Below are 21,175 nucleotides of genomic sequence, written 5' to 3'. Positions count from 1 at the left end.
CCGTCAGCAAGCCGCTACGAAACCCGCCCAAGCCCCTCAGAGCCGCCATAAAGCCCGATCACTCATCGATTAGTGGTTCGGCAGGCTTTCAAGGGATAGGTCCCTGATCGCGATTGTGATAACATTCGGCGGTTTCCAGGGCAGTGCAATGTCGCTGCCTTTACTGCGCAGATCCATGGCACAACTCGTTGATTTGTCGTAAGTCGCTGCATGGCAAACGCCTGCAGCGGCGAGCTTCGTTCGTCCCGCATGGATGTGACGAAGTTTCACCAGAAAAAGGAATCAGGCTTCTCATGGGCGAACTGGCCAAAGAAATCCTCCCGGTCAATATCGAAGACGAGCTGAAACAGTCCTACCTCGACTACGCGATGAGCGTCATCGTCGGTCGAGCACTGCCCGATGCGCGTGATGGCTTGAAGCCTGTGCACCGGCGTGTACTGTTCGCAATGAGCGAACTGGGTAACGACTGGAACAAACCGTACAAGAAATCTGCCCGTGTGGTCGGCGACGTTATCGGTAAGTATCACCCCCACGGTGACACTGCCGTTTACGACACCATCGTACGTATGGCGCAGCCATTCTCCCTGCGCTACCTGCTGGTAGACGGTCAGGGCAACTTCGGTTCGGTGGACGGCGACAACGCCGCGGCCATGCGATACACCGAAGTGCGCATGACCAAGTTGGCGCATGAACTGCTGGCCGACCTGCATAAAGAAACCGTGGACTGGGTGCCGAACTACGACGGCACCGAAATGATCCCTGCGGTCATGCCGACGCGTATCCCCAATTTGTTGGTCAACGGTTCCAGCGGTATCGCTGTGGGCATGGCGACCAACATTCCGCCGCACAACCTTGGTGAAGTCATCGACGGTTGCCTGGCGCTGATCGATAACGCCGACATCACCATCGATGAGCTGATGCAGTTCATCCCCGGTCCAGACTTCCCGACCGCCGCGATCATCAACGGTCGCGCCGGTATCGTCGAAGCCTATCGCACCGGTCGCGGGCGCATTTACATGCGTGCGCGTTCGATGATCGAAGACATCGACAAGGTCGGTGGTCGTCAGCAAATCGTCATCACTGAATTGCCGTACCAACTGAACAAGGCGCGTCTGATCGAGAAGATCGCCGAGCTGGTCAAAGAGAAAAAGCTCGAAGGTATTACTGAACTGCGCGACGAGTCTGACAAAGACGGTATGCGCGTGGTGATCGAGCTGCGTCGTGGCGAAGTGCCGGAAGTTGTTCTGAACAACCTTTACGCTCAGACCCAGTTGCAAAGTGTTTTCGGTATCAACATCGTTGCGTTGATTGATGGCCGTCCGCGAATCCTGAACCTCAAGGACCTGCTGGAAGCCTTCGTTCGTCACCGTCGCGAAGTAGTTACCCGTCGTACTGTTTTCGAGCTGCGTAAAGCCCGTGAACGCGGTCATTTGCTTGAAGGTCAAGCCGTTGCCTTGTCGAACATCGACCCGGTTATTGCGCTGATCAAGGCCTCGCCGACGCCGGCTGAAGCCAAAGTGGCGTTGATCGCAACCCCGTGGGAATCCAGCGCGGTTGTTGAAATGGTTGAGCGTGCCGGCGCCGATTCTTGCCGCCCGGACAACCTTGACCCGCAATACGGTCTGCGCGACGGCAAGTATTTCCTGTCGCCAGAACAGGCCCAGGCGATTCTTGAACTGCGTCTGCACCGGTTGACCGGTCTCGAACACGAAAAACTGTTGACCGAATACCAGGAAATCCTGACCCAGATCGGCGAACTGCTGCGCATCCTCAACAGTGCCGAGCGTTTGATGGAAATCATCCGCGAAGAACTGGAGTTGATCCGCGCTGAATACGGCGATGCCCGTCGCACCGAGATTCTCGATGCCCGTTTGGACCTGACCCTGGGCGACCTGATCACCGAAGAAGAGCGGGTTGTCACCATCTCTCACGGTGGTTATGCCAAGACTCAGCCATTGGCCGTCTACCAGGCTCAGCGCCGTGGCGGTAAAGGCAAGTCGGCTACTGGCGTCAAGGACGAGGACTACATCGCGCACCTGCTGGTTGCCAACAGCCACACCACGCTGTTGATGTTCTCCAGCAAGGGTAAGGTGTACTGGCTCAAGACCTATGAAATTCCGGAAGCGTCCCGCGCTGCCCGTGGTCGTCCGTTGGTCAACCTGTTGCCGCTGAGTGAGGGTGAATACATCACCACCATGTTGCCGGTGGACATGGAAGCCATGCGCAAGAAGTCCGAAGAAGAAGGCGGTGATGATGTCATCACCGTTGAGTCGGACGAAGTCGCCACCGACGAAACCGAAGAAGAACGCAAAGCCCGTATCAAGGCCGAAGACCGGAAGAAAGCGCCGTTTATCTTCATGTCTACCGCCAACGGTACGGTGAAGAAAACCCCGCTGGTGCAATTCAGCCGTCAACGCAGTGTTGGCCTGATCGCGCTGGAGCTGGACGAAGGCGACATCCTGATTTCTGCAGCTATCACCGATGGCGAGCGCGAAGTCATGCTGTTCTCTGACGGCGGCAAGGTCACGCGCTTCAAAGAGTCCGACGTTCGCGCCATGGGCCGTACCGCTCGCGGTGTGCGCGGCATGCGTCTGCCAGAAGGGCAAAAGCTGATTTCCATGCTGATCCCGGAAGAAGGCAGCCAGATTCTGACTGCATCCGAACGTGGTTTCGGCAAGCGCACGGCGATCACCGAGTTCCCAGAGTACAAACGTGGCGGGCAGGGCGTTATCGCCATGGTCAGCAACGACCGTAACGGCCGCTTGGTCGGCGCGGTACAAGTACTCGACGGCGAAGAAATCATGTTGATTTCCGACCAGGGCACGTTGGTTCGCACCCGTGTCGATGAGGTGTCAAGCCTGGGCCGTAACACCCAAGGCGTGACCCTGATCAAACTGGCCAGTGACGAAAAACTGGTTGGTCTGGAACGCGTTCAAGAACCTTCAGAAGTTGAGGGTGAGGAAGGCGAGGAGCTTGAAGGCGAAGCATTCGACGGCGAAGTAATGGAAGGCGACGATGACTTGATCGTCCCGGACGCTGACGACGCCTCCGACACCCTCCAGGCCGACGCGCCAGAAGAGGAGTAAAGCAAAACCTGTAGGAGCTGCCGAAGGCTGCGATAAGGCCGGAACGGCCTCATGGATTTAGGTCCAGCGACCGGTTCCCGGCCGATCGCAGCCTTCGGCAGCTCCTACAGATGCGGTTCATTTGATACACACGCAACGCGTACAGACCCCAGCATTTGACGAGAGTGGATATGAGCAAGCGAGCTTTTAACTTCTGCGCCGGTCCTGCCGCGCTTCCCGAAGCTGTTCTGCTGCGTGCCCAGGCGGAACTTCTGGACTGGCATGGCAAAGGCCTGTCGGTCATGGAGATGAGTCATCGCAGCGATGAGTTCGTCTCCATAGCCAATAAGGCCGAACAAGACCTGCGCGACCTGCTAAGCATTCCCTCGAACTACAAAGTGTTGTTCCTGCAAGGCGGCGCAAGCCAGCAATTTGCACAGATTCCGCTGAACCTGCTGCCCGAAGACGCCACCGCCGATTACATCGACACTGGTATCTGGTCGCAGAAAGCTATCGAAGAAGCTTCGCGCTACGGCAACGTCAACATTGCAGCCACCGCCAAGCCTTACGACTATTTCGCTATTCCGGGTCAGAACGAGTGGAAGCTGTCCAAAGACGCTGCCTACGTTCACTACGCACCCAACGAAACCATTGGCGGCCTGGAATTTAACTGGATCCCTGAGACTGGCGATGTCCCGCTGGTGGCCGACATGTCCTCGGATATTCTGTCGCGACCTGTGGACATTTCCAGATTCGGCATGATCTACGCTGGCGCACAAAAGAACATCGGCCCTAGCGGCATTGTCGTCGTGATCATTCGCGAAGACCTGCTGGGGCGTGCCCGTTCCATCTGCCCGACCATGCTCAACTACAAAGTCGCCGCCGATAACGCCTCGATGTACAACACCCCGCCAACGTTGTCCTGGTACCTGTCGGGTCTGGTGTTCGAATGGCTCAAGGAGCAAGGCGGCGTTGAAGCCATGGGCAAGCGCAATGACCTCAAACAGCGCACGCTGTATGACTTCATCGACGCCAGCGGCTTGTACAGCAACCCCATCAACAAGCCCGATCGCTCGTGGATGAACGTGCCGTTCCGTCTGGCCGATGATCGTCTGGACAAGCCGTTCCTGATCGGTGCCGAAGCGCACGGCCTGCTCAATCTCAAGGGCCATCGTTCGGTCGGTGGCATGCGTGCCTCCATCTATAACGCCGTAGATATCCATGGGGTCAATGCCCTGGTGTCTTACATGGCAGAGTTCGAGAAGGAACACGGCTAATGTCTGAACAAGAACTCAAGGCGCTGCGGGTACGCATCGACAGCCTGGACGAGAAAGTCCTGGAGTTGATCAGTGAGCGCGCCCGCTGTGCGCAAGAAGTTGCACGGGTGAAAATGGCCTCGCTGAAGGAAGGCGAAGTGCCGGTTTTCTACCGTCCAGAACGCGAAGCCCAGGTGCTGAAGCGTGTGATGGAGCGCAACAAAGGGCCGTTGGGCAACGAAGAAATGGCGCGTTTGTTCCGCGAAATCATGTCTTCGTGCCTGGCGCTTGAGCAGCCATTGAAAGTTTCGTACCTCGGTCCGGAAGGCACGTTCACTCAGGCAGCGGCCATGAAGCATTTTGGCCACGCCGTGATCAGCCTGCCCATGGCCGCTATCGACGAAGTGTTCCGTGAAGTCGCCGCAGGGTCGGTGAACTTCGGCGTGGTCCCGGTGGAAAACTCCACCGAGGGCGCTGTCAATCACACCCTCGACAGCTTCCTCGAACACGACATGGTGATCTGTGGCGAAGTCGAACTGCGTATTCACCATCATTTGTTGATCGGCGATAACACCAAGACCGACAGCATCAGCCGCATCTATTCCCACGCTCAGTCCTTGGCCCAATGCCGTAAGTGGCTGGACGCGCACTACCCGAACGTCGAGCGTATCGCCGTCGCCAGCAACGCCGAAGCCGCCAAACGCGTCAAAGGCGAATGGAGTTCTGCCGCGATTGCCGGGGACATGGCCGCTGGCCTGTACGGCCTGACGCGTATCGCCGAAAAAATTGAAGACCGCCCGGACAACGCCACGCGCTTCCTGATTATTGGCAGCCAGGAAGTCCCGCCGACTGGCGATGACAAAACCTCGATTATTGTGTCGATGAGCAACAAGCCCGGTGCGTTGCACGAATTACTGGTGCCGTTCCATCAGAACGGGATCGACCTGACTCGCATCGAGACCCGGCCTTCGCGCAGCGGTAAATGGACCTACGTGTTCTTCATCGATTTCGTGGGCCATCACCGGGATCCGCTGATCAAAGCCGTGCTGGAGCAGATCAGTCAGGAAGCCGTCGCGCTAAAAGTGCTCGGTTCGTACCCGAAAGCGGTTTTGTAAAAGAACGTGCGGCAAACACGGTAACTGTGGGAGCTGCCGAAGATTAACTGTAGGAACGAACACGTTCGCTCCTACAGTTGGTGTGTGCGAATTCAATAAGTTATGGGTTATTTGATAAAAGGTTTACTAGCATGAGCAGCGATTTCCTCGCTCTGGCCCAGCCAGGCGTGCAAAAACTCTCGCCATACGTCCCGGGCAAGCCTGTGGATGAATTGGCGCGCGAGCTGAACATCGATCCGGCCGGCATTATCAAATTGGCCAGCAACGAAAACCCTCTGGGTGCCAGTCCCAAAGCCTTGGCAGCGATTCACCGCGAATTGGCCGAGCTAACGCGTTATCCGGACGGCAACGGCTTTGATCTCAAAGCCAAGCTGTCTGAGCGTTGCGGTGTTCAGGCCAATCAAGTGACGTTGGGCAACGGTTCCAACGACATTCTGGAACTGGTCGCCCGTGCCTATTTGGCGCCGGGCTTGAATGCGGTGTTCAGTGAGCATGCATTCGCCATCTATCCGATTGTCACCCAAGCGGTAGGCGCCGATGCCCGCGTCGCGCCCGCCAAAGAGTGGGGCCACGACCTGCCAGCCATGTTGGCCGCTATCGATAGCGACACCCGCGTGGTGTTCATCGCTAATCCGAACAACCCCACCGGGACCTGGTTTGGTCCGAGCGCGTTGGCTGATTTCCTTGCCAAAGTGCCGGCCACTGTCGTGGTGGTGCTGGACGAGGCTTATATCGAATACGCCGCGGGCAGCGACCTGCCGAACGGCCTGGATTATCTGGCTGACTATCCGAACTTGCTGGTCTCGCGCACCTTTTCCAAAGCCTATGGCCTGGCGTCGTTGCGTGTCGGCTATGGCTTGTCATCGCCAGCCGTTGCAGATGTACTCAATCGCGTCCGCCAGCCATTCAATGTGAACAGCCTTGCACTGGCGGCCGCCTGTGCAGCGCTGGACGATGTCGAGTATGTCGCTGAAAGCCGCCGCCTGAACGAAGTGGGCATGCGCTCGCTGGAGCAGGGTCTACGCGAGCTGGGCCTGAGCTGGATTGCATCGAAAGCCAACTTCCTGGCCGTTGATCTCGGTCGCGAAAGCGCCTCGGTGTATCAAGGGCTGCTGGGCGAAGGTGTAATCGTGCGTCCGATTGCTGGTTACGGCATGCCCAATCACCTGCGGGTGAGCATCGGCCTGCCGAGTGAAAATCTGCGGTTCCTCGACGCGTTGGCGACGGTGCTGGCGCGTGGTTGATGTCATGCCACTGCAATCGGCCCGGCCTATGATCAGTCGCCTGGTGGTGATCGGCCTCGGTTTAATCGGCGGCTCCTTTGCCAAAGGCCTGCGTGAAAGCGGGCTGTGTGGGGAAGTGGTGGGTGTCGATCTGAACCCGCACTCATGCGAGTTGGCCATTGAGCTAGGTGTGGTTGATCGCTGCGAAGGCGACATTGCTGCCGCCTGTCGCGGCGCTGACGTCATCATGCTCGCCGTGCCTATTCTGGCGATGGAAAAACTGTTGGCGCTGTTGGCGACATTCGACTTGGGTGACGCGGTGTTGACCGACGTCGGCAGCGCCAAGGGTAATGTAGTGCGTGCCGCGCGCCTGGCCTTTGGTAATTGTCCCGCGCGCTTTGTGCCTGGGCATCCGATTGCCGGGTCCGAGCAGAGCGGGGTGGAAGCGTCCAACGCCCAGCTGTTCCGTCGCCACAAAGTTATTTTGACCCCGCTGGCCGAAACTGACCCGGCGGCATTGGCCCTGATCGACCGCTTATGGTCTGAGCTGGGCGCAGATGTTGAGCACATGCAGGTCGAGCGCCACGACGAAGTGTTGGCCGCCACCAGTCATTTGCCGCACCTGCTGGCCTTTGGTCTGGTGGATTCACTGGCCAAACGCAACGAAAATCTGGACATTTTTCGATACGCTGCGGGTGGTTTTCGCGATTTCACAAGAATCGCCGGAAGCGACCCGGTGATGTGGCACGACATCTTTCTCGCCAACCGCGAGGCGGTGTTACGCACATTAGATACATTTCGCAGCGATCTCGACGCCTTGCGCGACGCGGTCGATGCAGGGGATGGGCATCAATTGTTGGGCGTCTTCACCCGCGCCCGTGTTGCTCGCGAGCATTTCAGTAAAATCCTGGCCCGTCGGGCCTATGTGGACGCTATGAACTCCAACGACCTGATCTTCCTGGCTAACCCTGGTGGACGCGTTTCCGGACGCATCCGAGTTCCAGGCGACAAATCAATTTCTCACCGCTCGATCATGCTCGGCTCCCTGGCCGAAGGCACTACCGAAGTCGAAGGCTTCCTCGAAGGCGAAGACGCCCTGGCGACCATCCAGGCGTTCCGTGACATGGGCGTGGTCATTGAAGGCCCGAACCATGGCCGCGTGACCGTTCACGGGGTCGGCCTGCATGGCTTGAAAGCGGCTCCGGGCCCGATCTATCTGGGCAACTCCGGCACTTCCATGCGCCTGCTGTCCGGTTTGCTGGCGGCGCAAAGTTTCGACAGCACCCTGACCGGCGACCCGTCATTGTCCAAGCGTCCGATGAATCGCGTGGCCAATCCCTTGCGGGAAATGGGCGCCGTGATCGAGACTGCCGCTGAAGGCCGTCCGCCGATGGTCATCCGTGGCGGCAAGCGTCTGACAGGTCTGACGTACACCTTGCCGATGGCGAGTGCCCAGGTTAAATCCTGCCTGTTGTTGGCGGGCTTGTACGCCGAGGGCGAAACCCGCGTCACCGAGCCCGCACCAACCCGCGATCATACCGAACGCATGCTGCGCGGTTTTGGCTACCCGGTAACCACCGAGGGCAGCACCGCTTCCGTGGAATCTGGCCACACGCTGACCGCGACCCACATCGAAGTGCCTGCGGATATCTCCTCGTCGGCGTTCTTCCTGGTGGCGGCGTCAATTGCCGAAAACTCGGATTTACTGCTGGAACACGTCGGCATCAACCCGACCCGCACCGGGGTCATCGACATCCTTCGGTTGATGGGCGCTGACATCACCCTCGAAAACCAACGGGAAGTCGGCGGCGAGCCTGTGGCTGACCTGCGCGTGCGCTCGGCCAAACTCAAAGGCATCGACATCCCCGAAGAACTGGTGCCATTAGCCATCGACGAATTTCCGGTGCTGTTCGTGGCTGCGGCCTGTGCCGATGGGCGTACGGTATTGCGCGGCGCCGAAGAGCTTCGCGTCAAAGAGTCAGACCGCATTCAGGTCATGGCGGACGGCTTACTCGCCTTGGGCGTCAAAGCTGAGCCAACCGCAGACGGCATCATTATTGATGGCGCTGGCTTTGGCGCTGACGCGTTCAGCGGCGGTGAAGTCCACGCCCATGGCGATCACCGGATTGGCATGGCCTTCAGCGTGGCTTCCCTGCGTGCGTCGGCGCCGATCCGCATTCATGACTGCGCCAACGTTGCCACTTCGTTCCCCAACTTCCTCGAATTGTGTGGGAAAGTCGGCATGCGGGTCGTTAAAGAGGCGCAGTCGTGAAGATTCAACCTCCAGTCATCACCATCGACGGGCCTAGCGGTTCCGGTAAAGGCACGGTCGCCGGCAGATTGGCCAAGCATTTGGGCTGGTGCCTGCTGGATTCCGGTGCGCTGTATCGCTTGCTGGCCTTCGCTGCACGCAACCACGGCGTCGACCTGACCAACGAAGAAGCGCTGAAATTGCTCGCCGCGCACCTGGACGTGCAGTTCAATGCCGGCAACGATGATCATGGGCAGCGTATTACCCTCGAAGGCGAGGACGTTACCCACGCCATCCGCAACGAACAGATTGGTAATGGCGCGTCACAGGTCGCTTCTTTGCCTGCGGTTCGCGATGCATTGCTCCAGCGTCAGCGCGCCTTCCTCGAAGCGCCAGGCCTTGTGGCAGACGGTCGCGACATGGGTACGGTGGTTTTTCCCGACGCGCCGTTGAAGATTTTTCTTACCGCTACGGCCGAGGAACGTGCCCGTCGCCGTTACTTGCAGTTGAAGGCCAAGGGTGATGATGTTAGTCTGTCGAGTCTGCTAGATGAGATATGTGCACGCGATGAGCGTGACACCCAGCGAGCGGTAGCCCCGCTCAAGCCGGCGCATGACGCCATACAGCTGGATTCCACCGAATTATCGATTGAGCAGGTGTTGGAACGCATCTTGAGTGAAGTCGCATTACGCGATATCGCCGGATGACAGAAGAAGCGTGTGGGAGACCAGTCATAGTCCCACAGGCTTTCTTTTACTTGAACGAAACCCACGTTGTCTGGAATGTGGCAGATGGGCGTATTCTTCGCCCTTGATCAACAGGAATTAAAATGAGCGAAAGCTTTGCAGAACTTTTTGAAGAAAGCCTAAAGACCCTCAACCTTCAGGCCGGTTCGATCATCACCGCGATCATCGTTGATATCGATTACCAGGCTGGTTGGGTGACGGTCCACGCCGGTCTGAAATCTGAAGGCCTCATCCCGCTTGAGCAGTTCCACAACGATGCTGGCGAGCTGACCATCAAGATCGGCGACGAAGTGCACGTTGCACTGGACGCGGTCGAAGATGGCTTTGGCGAAACCAAGCTGTCCCGCGAAAAAGCCAAGCGTGCTGAGTGCTGGATCGTTCTGGAAGCGGCTTTCGCAGCTGAAGAAGTGGTCAAGGGCGTTATCAACGGTAAGGTTAAAGGCGGCTTCACTGTCGACGTTAACGGCATCCGTGCGTTCCTGCCTGGTTCTCTGGTTGATGTCCGCCCAGTGCGCGACACCACCCACCTGGAAGGCAAAGAGCTCGAATTCAAGGTCATCAAACTCGACCAGAAACGCAACAACGTTGTCGTTTCCCGCCGTAGCGTCCTTGAAGCCGAGAACAGCGCTGAGCGCGAAGCTCTGCTGGAATCCTTGCAAGAAGGTCAGCAAGTCAAAGGTATCGTCAAAAACCTCACCGATTACGGCGCATTCGTCGATCTGGGTGGCGTCGATGGCCTGCTGCACATTACCGACATGGCTTGGAAACGTATCAAGCATCCATCGGAAATCGTCAACGTTGGCGATGAGATCGATGTCAAGGTCCTGAAGTACGATCGCGAACGCAATCGTGTTTCCCTGGGTCTGAAGCAGTTGGGCGAAGATCCATGGGTCGCTATCAAAGCGCGTTACCCAGAAGGCACTCGCGTGACCGCTCGTGTTACCAACCTGACCGACTACGGCTGCTTCGCTGAGCTGGAAGAAGGCGTTGAAGGCCTGGTACACGTTTCCGAAATGGACTGGACCAACAAAAACATCCACCCTTCGAAAGTCGTACAAGTTGGCGACGAAGTGGAAGTTATGGTTCTGGACATCGACGAAGAGCGTCGTCGTATCTCCCTCGGCATCAAGCAGTGCAAATCTAACCCATGGGAAGATTTCTCTGGCCAGTTCAACAAGGGCGATAAAATCTCCGGCACCATCAAGTCGATCACCGATTTCGGTATCTTCATTGGTCTGGACGGCGGCATCGACGGCCTGGTTCACCTGTCCGACATCTCCTGGAACGAAGTGGGCGAAGAAGCCGTACGTCGCTTCAAGAAGGGCGACGAGCTCGACACCGTGATCCTGTCTGTTGATCCAGAGCGTGAGCGCATCTCGCTGGGTATCAAGCAGCTGGAAAGCGATCCGTTCTCCGAGTACGTGATGACCAACGACAAAGGCGCTATCGTTCGCGGTATCGTTAAAGAAGTTGACGCCAAAGGCGCCATCATCACTCTGGCCGACGACATCGAAGCTTCCCTGAAAGCCTCCGAAATCAGCCGTGACCGCGTTGAAGACGCGCGTAACGTTCTGAAAGAAGGCGAAGAAGTTGAAGCCAAGATCATCAGCGTTGACCGCAAGAGCCGCGTAATCCAATTGTCCATCAAGTCGAAAGACGTTGAAGACGAGAAAGAAGCTATCCAAAGCCTGCGCACTAAGCCAGAAGCTGCGGAAAGCACAGGTCCTACCACCATTGGTGACCTGCTTCGCGCACAAATGGAAAAACAGAACTAAGTTCTGATTAACCATTAGAAAAAGGGCGACTTCGGTCGCCCTTTTTCATGCCTGCGATTTAGTGAAGGCCCTGCACCTACAGGTTTGTGTTTGCTGCGCGACAGCGCGGCGTCGAAGACGTGGCGGACCCTCCTATGGATCCTGTGGAACAGGCTTACCCGCAAATGGCCACAACTCGGTGTCGCCTGATACACCGACCTCCGTCGGCGAACCCCACGAATCAACACCAACAATAGTCATCATGCTTACCCGTGGTTTTTCATATGAAGGGCAGGGCGGTAACTTAGCGCCATCGCTTCCAACAACCTCTCTTGAACTACCTACTGGAGCTTAACCATGAAAACTACCATCGCTTTCGGCTTTGCCCTTTCGGTTCTGGCCGCTACTTCAGCCTTCGCCAGCCCTATGACCAGCACGTCGGCCGCCAAGCCGGTGGTTGTCGCTGAATCGGATCACGTCCGCGTTGCTGACAACACAGCCAAGACGTTTGATCGTCTGGAAGCTAACCTGCACGGCAACGTGATCGTCGCTGAAAACCGCAAAGAGTTCGGTTCGCAGTATCAGCGCTATTGATTGACTGACAGCCCTACAGGGGTCAGCCAAAAAGCCCGGTTATCCGGGCTTTTTGCTGTCTGCAATCCGCCCGCATAGACCGCCCGGCCCGAGAGTCCCGCCTCCAACATTTTCTGTAGGAATATTCCCGCGTCCCGCGCTTATCTTTCCGATGCAGACAGTCAGGCCCATACCCGGCTAGACTCAGAGCATCTCCGAGATGTCGCCGGGCACACGCCCGCATAAGGGAATACATGCGCCAAGTTATAATATTGCTGCTAATAATCACACTTGCCGGTTGTTCCTCCGCCCAAAAAACCAAAGCCGTACGCGGTCAAAGCGCGGTACGGGTTGAATGTTCAGGTATGTTTTCCAACTGGGACCGGTGCTATACCCGGGCCGAGCATGTGTGCCGCCCCCGCGCTTACAAGGTCATCGCCAAGTCCAGCGATGTCAAAGAAGATCCCGATGACTATGCGTTTGGCTGGAACCCTGCAGGCTATTTTAGTCGCCGCATGCTGATCGTTTGCCATTAGTCAGCAGGGACCTTCGTGCAGTCGTTTTGTGAAAAATAACATCCGTAGCACTCGAGCCCATTCGTCCATCCAGATAAGTCAACCCTCGGACTGTTCAAATCCTTCAAGTCATGCTAAAACCTTTGAAGCGCTTTACCTAGCTGCTTGAAACAGAAGGGAAAAATATGACGAAGTCGGAGTTGATCGAACGAATTGTCACCCATCAGGGACTGCTCTCATCCAAGGATGTCGAGCTGGCCATCAAGACAATGCTTGAGCAAATGTCCCAATGCCTCGCCACCGGTGATCGCATCGAGATACGTGGCTTTGGCAGCTTCTCCCTTCATTACCGTGCCCCCCGCGTAGGCCGGAACCCGAAGACTGGCCAATCCGTTAGCCTGGATGGCAAGTTCGTCCCTCACTTCAAACCGGGAAAAGAATTGCGCGACCGGGTCAATGAAGACGAGGAAGAGGGCTATTAATGCTCCAGTAGACAGGAGCGCCAAATGCGCAACTTGAAACGCGTCATCTTTGTCTTAATCACATCGCTGGTAGTTCTGGCGACGGTAGTGTTCATGTTGGAAAACCAACAGCCTGTTGCGTTGGTCTTTCTTGGTTGGGCGGGGCCGCAGATGTCGGTAGCAATCCCTATTATTCTGGCACTGCTCGTCGGAATGATGATCGGGCCGCTGCTAAGTTGGGTCGCTTCACTGCGCAAGCGACCCAAAGGGGTTAAAACCGCCTGATCTTCGGTCTTTAATCCCGCCGCCTTACTGCGGCAGAAAGATTTTGTAAAACGTTAGCCGCTTATTTCCCCCTTGGTTTGGCTGCATTAGCCTGTTTTTTATGGGCTAATTGCGCCTCAAAATCGCTTTACCCAAGGGAGTCGCATGCTTTTTCCTGAGATCATTCATCACGGTGCTACACAAGGCGTTACCGGTTCATGTCATCAACTGTGTGTTGATGCCGAGCATAGCTTCCTGATTGATTGTGGCTTGTTTCAAGGTTCTGATGTCGGCAACGGAAAGGAGGCTGCGGCCGCGCAATCCGCAGTGCTGTTTTCGCTAAAAACCATCAAAGCGCTTATCGTGACTCATGTTCATGCCGACCACATCGGTCGCATCCCTCAGTTGTTGGCGGCGGGCTTCTCGGGCCCGATACTCTGCAGCGAGCCCTCGGCTCAGCTGATGCCTCTGGTTCTGGAAGATGCCTTTCGGCTTCAAGTCGGTCGTACCCAGAAAGAGGTTGACCAATACCTTGAGCTGATTGCCAAGCGCACCATCGCGTTGCCCTTCAATACGTGGTTCGACCTTATTAGCTTGCCGGAACTGACCTGTCGTATTCGCCTGCAGCGCGCCGGCCATGTCTTAGGCTCGGCCTACGTCGAATGCGACATGGTTTATCACGTGGAAAACAGGCAGCAGCGCGTGGTGTTCTCCGGTGACCTGGGTGCGTCGCACACCCCCCTATTGCCAAGCCCCAAATCCCCGGAGCGTGCGGATATTCTGCTGTTGGAAAGTACCTACGGTGATCGTCTGCATGAAGACCGCACGACCCGTCACCTGCGCCTGGAGCAGGCTATCGATAAAGCGCTTGAAGACAACGGCACGATATTAATCCCCGCGTTCAGCCTGGGCCGTACTCAAGAGCTGCTCTACGAGATCGAGGACATCCTTCACCGCAAAGCGCTTGGGCACAACACCTACCTTACGCAAGGGGACAATCAGCGAGGCGAAACCGTTAACTGGCCGCAGTTGCCGATCATCCTCGATTCTCCGCTGGCAAGTCGCATCACAAAGGTTTATCAGCAATTCGACGATACCTGGGATGCCGAAGCATCGGCTCGGCTCGAAAGCGGTCGCACACCGCTCAAGTTCTCTCAATTGGTCACCATCGACAGCCACGACCAACACCTGCGAACCGTTAATTACCTGACAAGCACCGCTCGCCCGGCGATTGTGATTGCTGGCCACGGGATGTGCGCAGGTGGCCGAATCGTTAACTACTTGAAAGCCATGCTGGGTGACAGCCGTCATAACGTGATCTTCGTCGGCTACCAGGCCAAAGGAACTCCAGGGGCAGCGCTCCAGGCTCATGGTCCACGGGGCGGGTATGTTGAGCTGGACAAAGATCGCTACGTGGTTCGTGCAGCCGTCACTACCTTAGGCGGCTATTCCGCTCATGCTGATCAGCAGGGATTGGTGGATTTTGTGACGGGTATGGATGAGTGGCCTTCGGAGATCAGGCTGGTTCATGGGGAGGCTGGGGCGAAGAAGGCTTTGAGTGAGGTTTTACGTAGGAAGTATTCGCTGGCGAAGCGGGAAGGGGAGGTCGTGATCGCTGGCAGCTAAGTTTTTTTTTTAGGCATGACTCGGATCAGCATATGTTTGGTTCGGGTCACGCCAACGCTATTTTCATAACCGTTCGTTTATAACGAAAAAATCGTCTAGATAAAATATGTTTGTATTAATAACAAAGCACGTTTTAGCGGTAAGATGGCGCATTGAGCCGTCAAGCTCGGCTGTCACATCGCCGGTCTCAGTCGACCGCTCCCTTTGCTGAGGGGCGGGGCGGTAGTCTATTTAAAGATTGGACAAGACTTTCCTACACTTGGCCCAATCAATCAGGGATTTGATTCGCGTGAAGATTTTAGTCACTGGCGGTGCAGGCTTTATCGGGTCCGCTGTCATCCGCCACATTATTACCAGCACCTCTGATTCTGTAGTGAACGTCGATAAACTGACCTACGCGGGCAATTTAGAGTCTCTCGCTGAGGTGGCTAATGACTCACGTTACGCGTTCGAGCGGGTCGACATTTGTAATCGCGATGACGTTGAGCGAGTATTTCGCGATCATAATCCTGACGTCGTGATGCATCTGGCCGCAGAGTCCCATGTGGATCGCTCAATCACCGGCCCGTCGACGTTTATCCAGACCAATATCATCGGCACTTACACCTTGTTGGAAGTGGCCCGACACTATTTGAACGGCCTCGACGACGTTCGCAAGGCCGCCTTCCGCTTTCATCACATCTCCACGGATGAAGTGTACGGCGACCTGGCAGCACCCGATGACCTCTTCACCGAAGAGACACCTTACCAGCCGAGCTCACCCTACTCGGCCAGCAAAGCCAGCTCCGACCATCTGGTCCGCGCCTGGAGCCGTACCTACGGCCTGCCCATTTTGGTAACCAACTGCTCGAACAACTACGGCCCGTACCATTTTCCTGAGAAGTTGATCCCGCTGATCATCCTTAACGCTTTGGAAGGCAAGCCGCTGCCGGTATACGGCAAAGGCAATCAAGTGCGCGATTGGTTGTATGTGGAAGACCACGCCCGAGCGTTGTACCAGGTCGTTTCCATTGGAAAGGTCGGCGAGACCTACAACATCGGTGGCCACAACGAGAAGCAGAATCTCGATGTCGTCCACACGCTGTGTGAATTGCTTGATGAGCTAAGACCTGATTCAAAATTCCGCCCGCACGCGAGTTTGATCACTTACGTACAAGATCGGCCAGGGCATGACCTGCGCTACGCAATCGATGCCAGCAAGATTCAGCGAGAGCTGGGTTGGGTGCCCCAAGAGACATTCGAGTCAGGCATTCGCAAAACCGTGGCGTGGTACCTGGATAACCCGGAATGGGTTGCACACGTAAAGAGCGGTGCTTATCAGCAGTGGATTGATGCCCACTACACGACAGCCTCAGGCAAGCCATGAAGATTTGGTTGTTAGGGAAAAACAGCCAGGTAGATTGGGAGCTACAGCGCTTGCTCAATATGCTGGGTGGATTACGAACAGCGTCGCAATCTTCCACTAATCATGGTGTTTTCCATCCTGCGACTGCCGGCGAAAGATCGTCCGTCGAGGAAGTTGAACCAATGGCTACTGCGGCTTATCCAATACCTGCTCGGCGACCACTTGAATTTTCGTCTGGATACTCAGAAACTGCGCGACTTTTTTCGCTGCACTTGCCGGATTGGCAAAGTGGAGTAACCCGAATGCTTACGGAAGCCCTGACTAGATGACCACCACCCCTGTTCGTAAAGGCATTATCCTCGCTGGTGGTTCGGGCACGCGCCTGCATCCCCTGACGCTGGGTGTGTCTAAACAGATGCTGCCAATCTTCGACAAGCCGATGATTTTCTATCCGTTGTCGGTTCTGATGCTCGCCGGCATGCGTGAAGTCTTGATCATTTCTACTCCGGAGGATCTCCCTTCCTTCCGTAAGCTGTTAGGAGATGGTAGTCAATACGGTATTCAGCTGACGTACGCCGAACAGCCTACCCCTGATGGCTTGGCCCAGGCTTTCATCATCGGCGAAGCGTTCATTGGCAAAGACCCATGCTGCTTGATCCTGGGCGATAACATATTTTACGGCCAGCACTTTTCCGACAACCTGCGCTCCGCTAACGACCAGACTCACGGGGCAACGGTGTTCGGCTACCACGTAGCCGATCCCGAGCGCTTTGGTGTAGTCGAGTTCGATAAATCTGGCCGTGCCCTGAGCATTGAAGAAAAACCGCCTGTGCCGAAATCGAATTATGCGGTCACTGGCCTGTATTTCTATGACAACCAGGTCGTGGAAATTGCTAAAAGCATCAAGCCTTCCGAGCGGGGCGAGCTGGAAATCACCGACGTCAACCTCGCCTATCTCGAACAGCAGAGCCTCAATGTAGAGATATTGGGTCGTGGCTTCGCCTGGCTGGATACCGGGACTCATGAGTCGCTGCTTGAGGCGAGTCATTTTGTTCACACAATTGAGCAGCGTCAGGGTTTGAAGGTCGCTTGTCTGGAAGAGATCGCGTTCAATTCGGGTTGGATTGACGCGGCGAAATTGGGCGAACAAGCGAGCCGGTTGAAAAAGACCGGCTACGGGCTGTATTTGCAGAAGCTGCTGGACGAGCAGGGTCGCTAGGAGCAAAACGAAGTTTGATTCTGCAGTATTGTGGCATCATCATTCTTCACAAAATCAAAGCAAGGGCTGGGTAAAACCAAGCTAACCAATGTCAAATAAGGCCAGAGATCCAAAATGGTGAATAACTCAGCAAGCACGCAGGATGCGGATGAAATTGATCTGTTCGAATTATTAGGTGTCCTTTGGAAGCAAAAGCTTCTGATCGTGAGCGTAGCGGTACTTGTAACCGCCATCGCTGCTGCCTATGCACTTCTGACTAAACCTATCTACGAGGCTCGCATTTTTTTGCAACCTCCGACGTCGAATGAGATCGCCGATTTCAATTACGGGCGGACGACAGCGGCTGAACTTGTTCCATTTTCTATAAGAGATATATATGACGTTTTTATCAGAAATCTTCAAAGCGAGGATTTGCGCAGGGCATTTTTTGTAGAGGTGTATTTACCTTCATTGCCAGAGGCTAGAAGAGTCGGATCACAAGATGGTTTATATTCTGAGTATTTGAACGATTTGGCTATAGGGCTTCCTACAAAAGAGCAACCAGATCGTTATTCGGTAAGTGTCCAGAGTCAAAATCCAGCTCAAGCTACAGAGTGGACTAAAGCATTTGTTGCTCGGGCTGGTGTCGCAGCTAAAAACGAAGTGATTAAAAACGTTGCCCGTGAGGCGGAGGTTCGTGCACGCAATTTAGGTCAACAAATTATAACGTTACAGGAGACCGAAGATAAAATCCGCGCAGACTCCATAACCCAATTGCATGAAGCGTTAAAAATAGCACAAGCTATCCACCTTACGGACCCTCCAATAATTTCGGGCAACGTTGCGGCAGAAGTTTCAGCCGCAATGAATGGCGAACTAACCTATATGCGTGGGACCAAGGCGCTTGAGGCTGAAATCAGAAATCTCGACGAACGTAAGTCGAATGACCCGTTCATTGTTTCTCTTCGATCATTGCAAATTAAACAGAGCTTCTACAAGAATATGCAAGTTAATCCTAATGCAGTGTCGGTTTATAGGGTTGATGGCTCTGTAGAACAACCAGATCGTCCTATTAAACCGAAAAAGCTTTTAATCGTTGCAGTAGGCATGATTCTGGGTGGAGGTTTAGGTTTGCTGATCGCTCTGTTCCGCCATTTGATTTTAGTTCGAAAAGGTCGGAGTCGATAGGGATAGCTAATATCCGAGCAGCGTCAGGTTGCTTCATTTATTTACTGTTGGGGGCATGATCGCTCGGAGTTGGTTTGATACAACGCGGAGATGTGCGTGCCTCCCTATTACTACACGCGCGAACGCCCTATCGAAAAGTGATTCTGCACATGAGGACCAGAAGGTTTGCTAGAATTTAGCATCAGCTTTATCCTTCCACCACTTGAGGTTAGGGTAATTGTAGGTGGCAATTTGATGGGATAGGAGCACTCAACGTTACGGTCCAAAAGGCAATCAGTGTCGGCGAGTTGAATATATGCCGGGTAGAGTTACCGCCGTTTTTGTCTGCATCGCCCCATGGAACCGGTGGGTTGCATGGCCAGAAGACTCAATCAGCTAGCCCGACTTAGCTATGGACGCATTGTCAATGATGAAAGAATGATGACTATTTTTACAGCCACTGCAGATGGCTCAACGTACGCGACGGAGAGAAATTGGTACCTAGTCCAGTGCAAGCTACGGCAGGATGAGCGTGCTGAAGAGAATCTGGCTGGCCAAGGCTATGAAATTTTTCGGCCTAAGCGGAAATTTGAAAAAATTATCCGCGGCAAGCCGATGTGGGTCACTGAGTCGCTGTTTCCAGGTTACCTATTTATTTTCCTCCCCCGAGAATCCAACTGGGGACCACTTCGCTCGACGCGAGGAGTCAGTCGTGTTGTCAACTTCGGTGGAGCGCCAGTTGCAGTGGATGATAGTCTTATTAAACAGCTTCAGGATCGAGTAGAAATCGACGTGAAGATGAAGCTAAGCTTAGGCGATAATGTACGAATTATTGATGGCGCAGCCAGTGAGCTTGATGCAATCTTTATTTCAATGGACGGTGAGGAGCGAGTTATTTTGCTGATCCATTTTCTAAACCGTCAACACCAAATTACCGTACCGATGGCGAGTATCGACTGCAACAGGTGAGGCCACTGAGTCCTAATGATTCAGTGGGAACAATAGATGAACGCGTTTTCAGGAACCCAACGGTAAATCCTGGGGCGGTAGCGTGCTTGAACGACCTCCAAGGCGAGCGCGGTTGAGATCGTAACCACCCGATAGACGGCAAAAAATTGCATTTTGCACTAACCTTGGATATATGATTTATGATCTCGGGCAGGAGCTTAACTTAGTGATCAACCCCGACACTCTGACGGTTGTTTTCACGGCGGGTGTACCAGCACCTAGCCGAACCCTACTATGGAACGTTTTTTTTGCGTCAAAAGGGCGCGGAATCAGTCTTCCAGTCCATTTTCCGTGGATGGATAATAATGAAAACGTTGTTTGCATCGGTTTATACGATGCTGAACCTGAGAATAAGCAGGTAATAATTGCAACGCTAATAATAAAAATAATTAGCATGGCAGATGATAGATACATCGGGCTGATTGGTTTGGTCTGTGTGGCGGAGGGGTGGAGGGGGAACGGCTTTAGCAATCGCCTCATGTCAGAAGCGATCGAACATGGGAAGAAAATTAATCTTGATGCACTGCTACTCTGGACTCAACTACCAGAGATTTACACCCGTCACGGGTTTATTTCGAACGTACAAGAAATGTTTGGAACTGCTGAACAAAAATGTGTAAACACGTGCAAAGTAATTTATTCGACCGATGTGTGGCCAGATCTATTAAGTACGAAAAAGCAACAAGGATTACCACCTTTCGCAAAAACCGGTAAATTAATCAGAAGTGAGCTTGCAAGTATAGTAGTTCTGGAAACCCAAAATAAGGGAATTACATTAGCAAAATGGCAAGGGAAGAATAGTGATGTCGTCGACCTGTTAATGAGTTCTTTACCAAATAAGTGGTCATTCAACGTGTTAGAAAGCGATGGGATAATTGTTGAATTGCTAGAACGGAACTTCGAAATCAGCCTTGAACCTTCAGCGGTGTGTATGGTTAAAGAATTAAAAAATTCATCCATATTAAATTACATTGCAATCGAATTTCTTGATAGAGTCTAAATCATGTCAAATAAAAACCCCATGATTCCGCTAGTAAAGGTCGCGATGCCTTCGCGTGATCGGTTGATGCCAGCTTTGGAATCAGTACTTTATAGCGGGATGATCGCAGAAGGGGAGTTTGTTTACCAGTTCGAAAAAAGGTTTTCAGAACAATTTAAATTGAAAAACGTACTTGCCACGAGTAGCGGCACAGCTGCCTTACACTTAGCGTTCCTGCTGTCAGGCGTTATGCCGGGAGACGAGGTGATAACGACCTCGATGACCGCTGAGCCAACTAACACTACTATTCTGCAAGTTGGCGCAAAACCCGTATTTGCCGATGTTGACGCGACGACTGGAAACTTGTTTCCAGCTTCGGTTGAGGCCCTGATAACTACGAATACAAAAGCTATTTGTGTTGTGCATTATGCGGGCTACCCTGCGAGTCTTAAAGAGTTAAGAAATATTGCTGACCGATATAGCTTGTCTCTAATTGAGGATTGTGCACACGCGCTGGGAGCTGAATACGATGACCAACCAATTGGCAGCATCGGAGATTATGCAATATTTTCCTTTCAAGCCATCAAGCATATGACTACAGTCGATGGCGGGATGCTTGTTATAAAAAA

At 54.3% G+C, this 21,175-nt stretch carries 18 protein-coding genes; all 18 read left to right on the top strand.

Features of this window, described 5'->3' with window-relative positions:
* Positions 1–293: 293 nt before the first annotated feature.
* Positions 294–3,086: a DNA gyrase subunit A gene (gyrA, locus tag JWR17_RS00090; protein WP_299827104.1), complete on the top strand. Its 2,793-nt coding sequence runs from the start codon at positions 294–296 to the stop codon at positions 3,084–3,086.
* A 170-nt stretch (positions 3,087–3,256) separates the two neighbouring features.
* On the top strand, positions 3,257–4,342 hold the full coding sequence (serC, locus tag JWR17_RS00085; protein ID WP_299827103.1) for a 3-phosphoserine/phosphohydroxythreonine transaminase: 1,086 nt from the start codon (positions 3,257–3,259) through the stop codon (positions 4,340–4,342).
* The gene (gene pheA / locus JWR17_RS00080; RefSeq protein ID WP_299827101.1) at positions 4,342–5,436 is read left to right on the top strand and encodes a prephenate dehydratase; all 1,095 of its coding nucleotides are present in this window, start codon (positions 4,342–4,344) and stop codon (positions 5,434–5,436) included. Before serC ends, pheA begins: the two co-directional genes overlap by 1 nt.
* 131 nt (positions 5,437–5,567) lie before the next feature.
* The gene (gene hisC, locus JWR17_RS00075) at positions 5,568–6,680 is read left to right on the top strand and encodes a histidinol-phosphate transaminase (RefSeq protein ID WP_299827099.1); all 1,113 of its coding nucleotides are present in this window, start codon (positions 5,568–5,570) and stop codon (positions 6,678–6,680) included.
* A 28-nt stretch (positions 6,681–6,708) separates the two neighbouring features.
* Positions 6,709–8,931 carry a bifunctional prephenate dehydrogenase/3-phosphoshikimate 1-carboxyvinyltransferase gene (locus JWR17_RS00070; RefSeq protein WP_299827177.1) on the top strand — a complete coding sequence of 741 codons (2,223 nt, stop codon included), beginning with the start codon at positions 6,709–6,711 and terminating at the stop codon, positions 8,929–8,931.
* The gene (gene cmk / locus JWR17_RS00065) at positions 8,928–9,617 is read left to right on the top strand and encodes a (d)CMP kinase (RefSeq protein WP_299827097.1); all 690 of its coding nucleotides are present in this window, start codon (positions 8,928–8,930) and stop codon (positions 9,615–9,617) included. The genes JWR17_RS00070 and cmk overlap by 4 nt, the downstream gene beginning before the upstream one ends.
* A 122-nt stretch (positions 9,618–9,739) precedes the next feature.
* Positions 9,740–11,431: a 30S ribosomal protein S1 gene (gene rpsA, locus JWR17_RS00060; RefSeq protein ID WP_299827095.1), complete on the top strand. Its 1,692-nt coding sequence runs from the start codon at positions 9,740–9,742 to the stop codon at positions 11,429–11,431.
* Between the two features lie 336 nt (positions 11,432–11,767).
* Positions 11,768–12,004: a hypothetical protein gene (locus JWR17_RS00055; RefSeq protein WP_299827093.1), complete on the top strand. Its 237-nt coding sequence runs from the start codon at positions 11,768–11,770 to the stop codon at positions 12,002–12,004.
* A gap of 344 nt (positions 12,005–12,348) precedes the next feature.
* Positions 12,349–12,519: a hypothetical protein gene (locus JWR17_RS00050; protein WP_299827091.1), complete on the top strand. Its 171-nt coding sequence runs from the start codon at positions 12,349–12,351 to the stop codon at positions 12,517–12,519.
* 164 nt (positions 12,520–12,683) lie between these two features.
* Complete coding sequence (ihfB, locus tag JWR17_RS00045; protein WP_299827089.1) at positions 12,684–12,980, top strand: integration host factor subunit beta; 297 nt, start codon at positions 12,684–12,686, stop codon at positions 12,978–12,980.
* 24 nt (positions 12,981–13,004) lie between these two features.
* The gene (locus JWR17_RS00040) at positions 13,005–13,244 is read left to right on the top strand and encodes a lipopolysaccharide assembly protein LapA domain-containing protein (RefSeq protein WP_299827087.1); all 240 of its coding nucleotides are present in this window, start codon (positions 13,005–13,007) and stop codon (positions 13,242–13,244) included.
* Between the two features lie 144 nt (positions 13,245–13,388).
* A complete protein-coding gene (locus tag JWR17_RS00035; protein WP_299827085.1) occupies positions 13,389–14,849 on the top strand; it encodes an MBL fold metallo-hydrolase in 1,461 nt (486 codons plus the stop codon).
* A 289-nt stretch (positions 14,850–15,138) separates the two neighbouring features.
* Entirely contained in the window at positions 15,139–16,215 is a 1,077-nt protein-coding gene (gene rfbB, locus JWR17_RS00030; RefSeq protein ID WP_299827083.1) for a dTDP-glucose 4,6-dehydratase, read from the top strand.
* A 304-nt stretch (positions 16,216–16,519) separates the two neighbouring features.
* The gene (gene rfbA / locus JWR17_RS00025; RefSeq protein ID WP_299827081.1) at positions 16,520–17,413 is read left to right on the top strand and encodes a glucose-1-phosphate thymidylyltransferase RfbA; all 894 of its coding nucleotides are present in this window, start codon (positions 16,520–16,522) and stop codon (positions 17,411–17,413) included.
* A gap of 114 nt (positions 17,414–17,527) precedes the next feature.
* On the top strand, positions 17,528–18,580 hold the full coding sequence (locus JWR17_RS00020; protein ID WP_299827079.1) for a Wzz/FepE/Etk N-terminal domain-containing protein: 1,053 nt from the start codon (positions 17,528–17,530) through the stop codon (positions 18,578–18,580).
* A gap of 420 nt (positions 18,581–19,000) precedes the next feature.
* Positions 19,001–19,528 (top strand): transcription/translation regulatory transformer protein RfaH, encoded by a 528-nt coding sequence (gene rfaH, locus JWR17_RS00015; protein ID WP_299827175.1) that lies wholly within the window; start codon positions 19,001–19,003, stop codon positions 19,526–19,528.
* Between the two features lie 205 nt (positions 19,529–19,733).
* Entirely contained in the window at positions 19,734–20,567 is an 834-nt protein-coding gene (locus JWR17_RS00010; protein WP_299827077.1) for a GNAT family N-acetyltransferase, read from the top strand.
* A 3-nt stretch (positions 20,568–20,570) separates the two neighbouring features.
* Positions 20,571–21,175, top strand: a 605-nt coding sequence (locus JWR17_RS00005) for a DegT/DnrJ/EryC1/StrS family aminotransferase (RefSeq protein ID WP_299827076.1), incomplete at its 3' end; no start/stop codon positions are given.

Origin of the sequence: Pseudomonas sp., assembly GCF_028293835.1 — a bacterium.
Classification (GTDB): Bacteria; Pseudomonadota; Gammaproteobacteria; order Pseudomonadales; family Pseudomonadaceae; genus Aquipseudomonas.
Note: the sequence above shows the minus strand (reverse complement) of the source record. Positions and strands in the feature narration are given on the sequence as shown.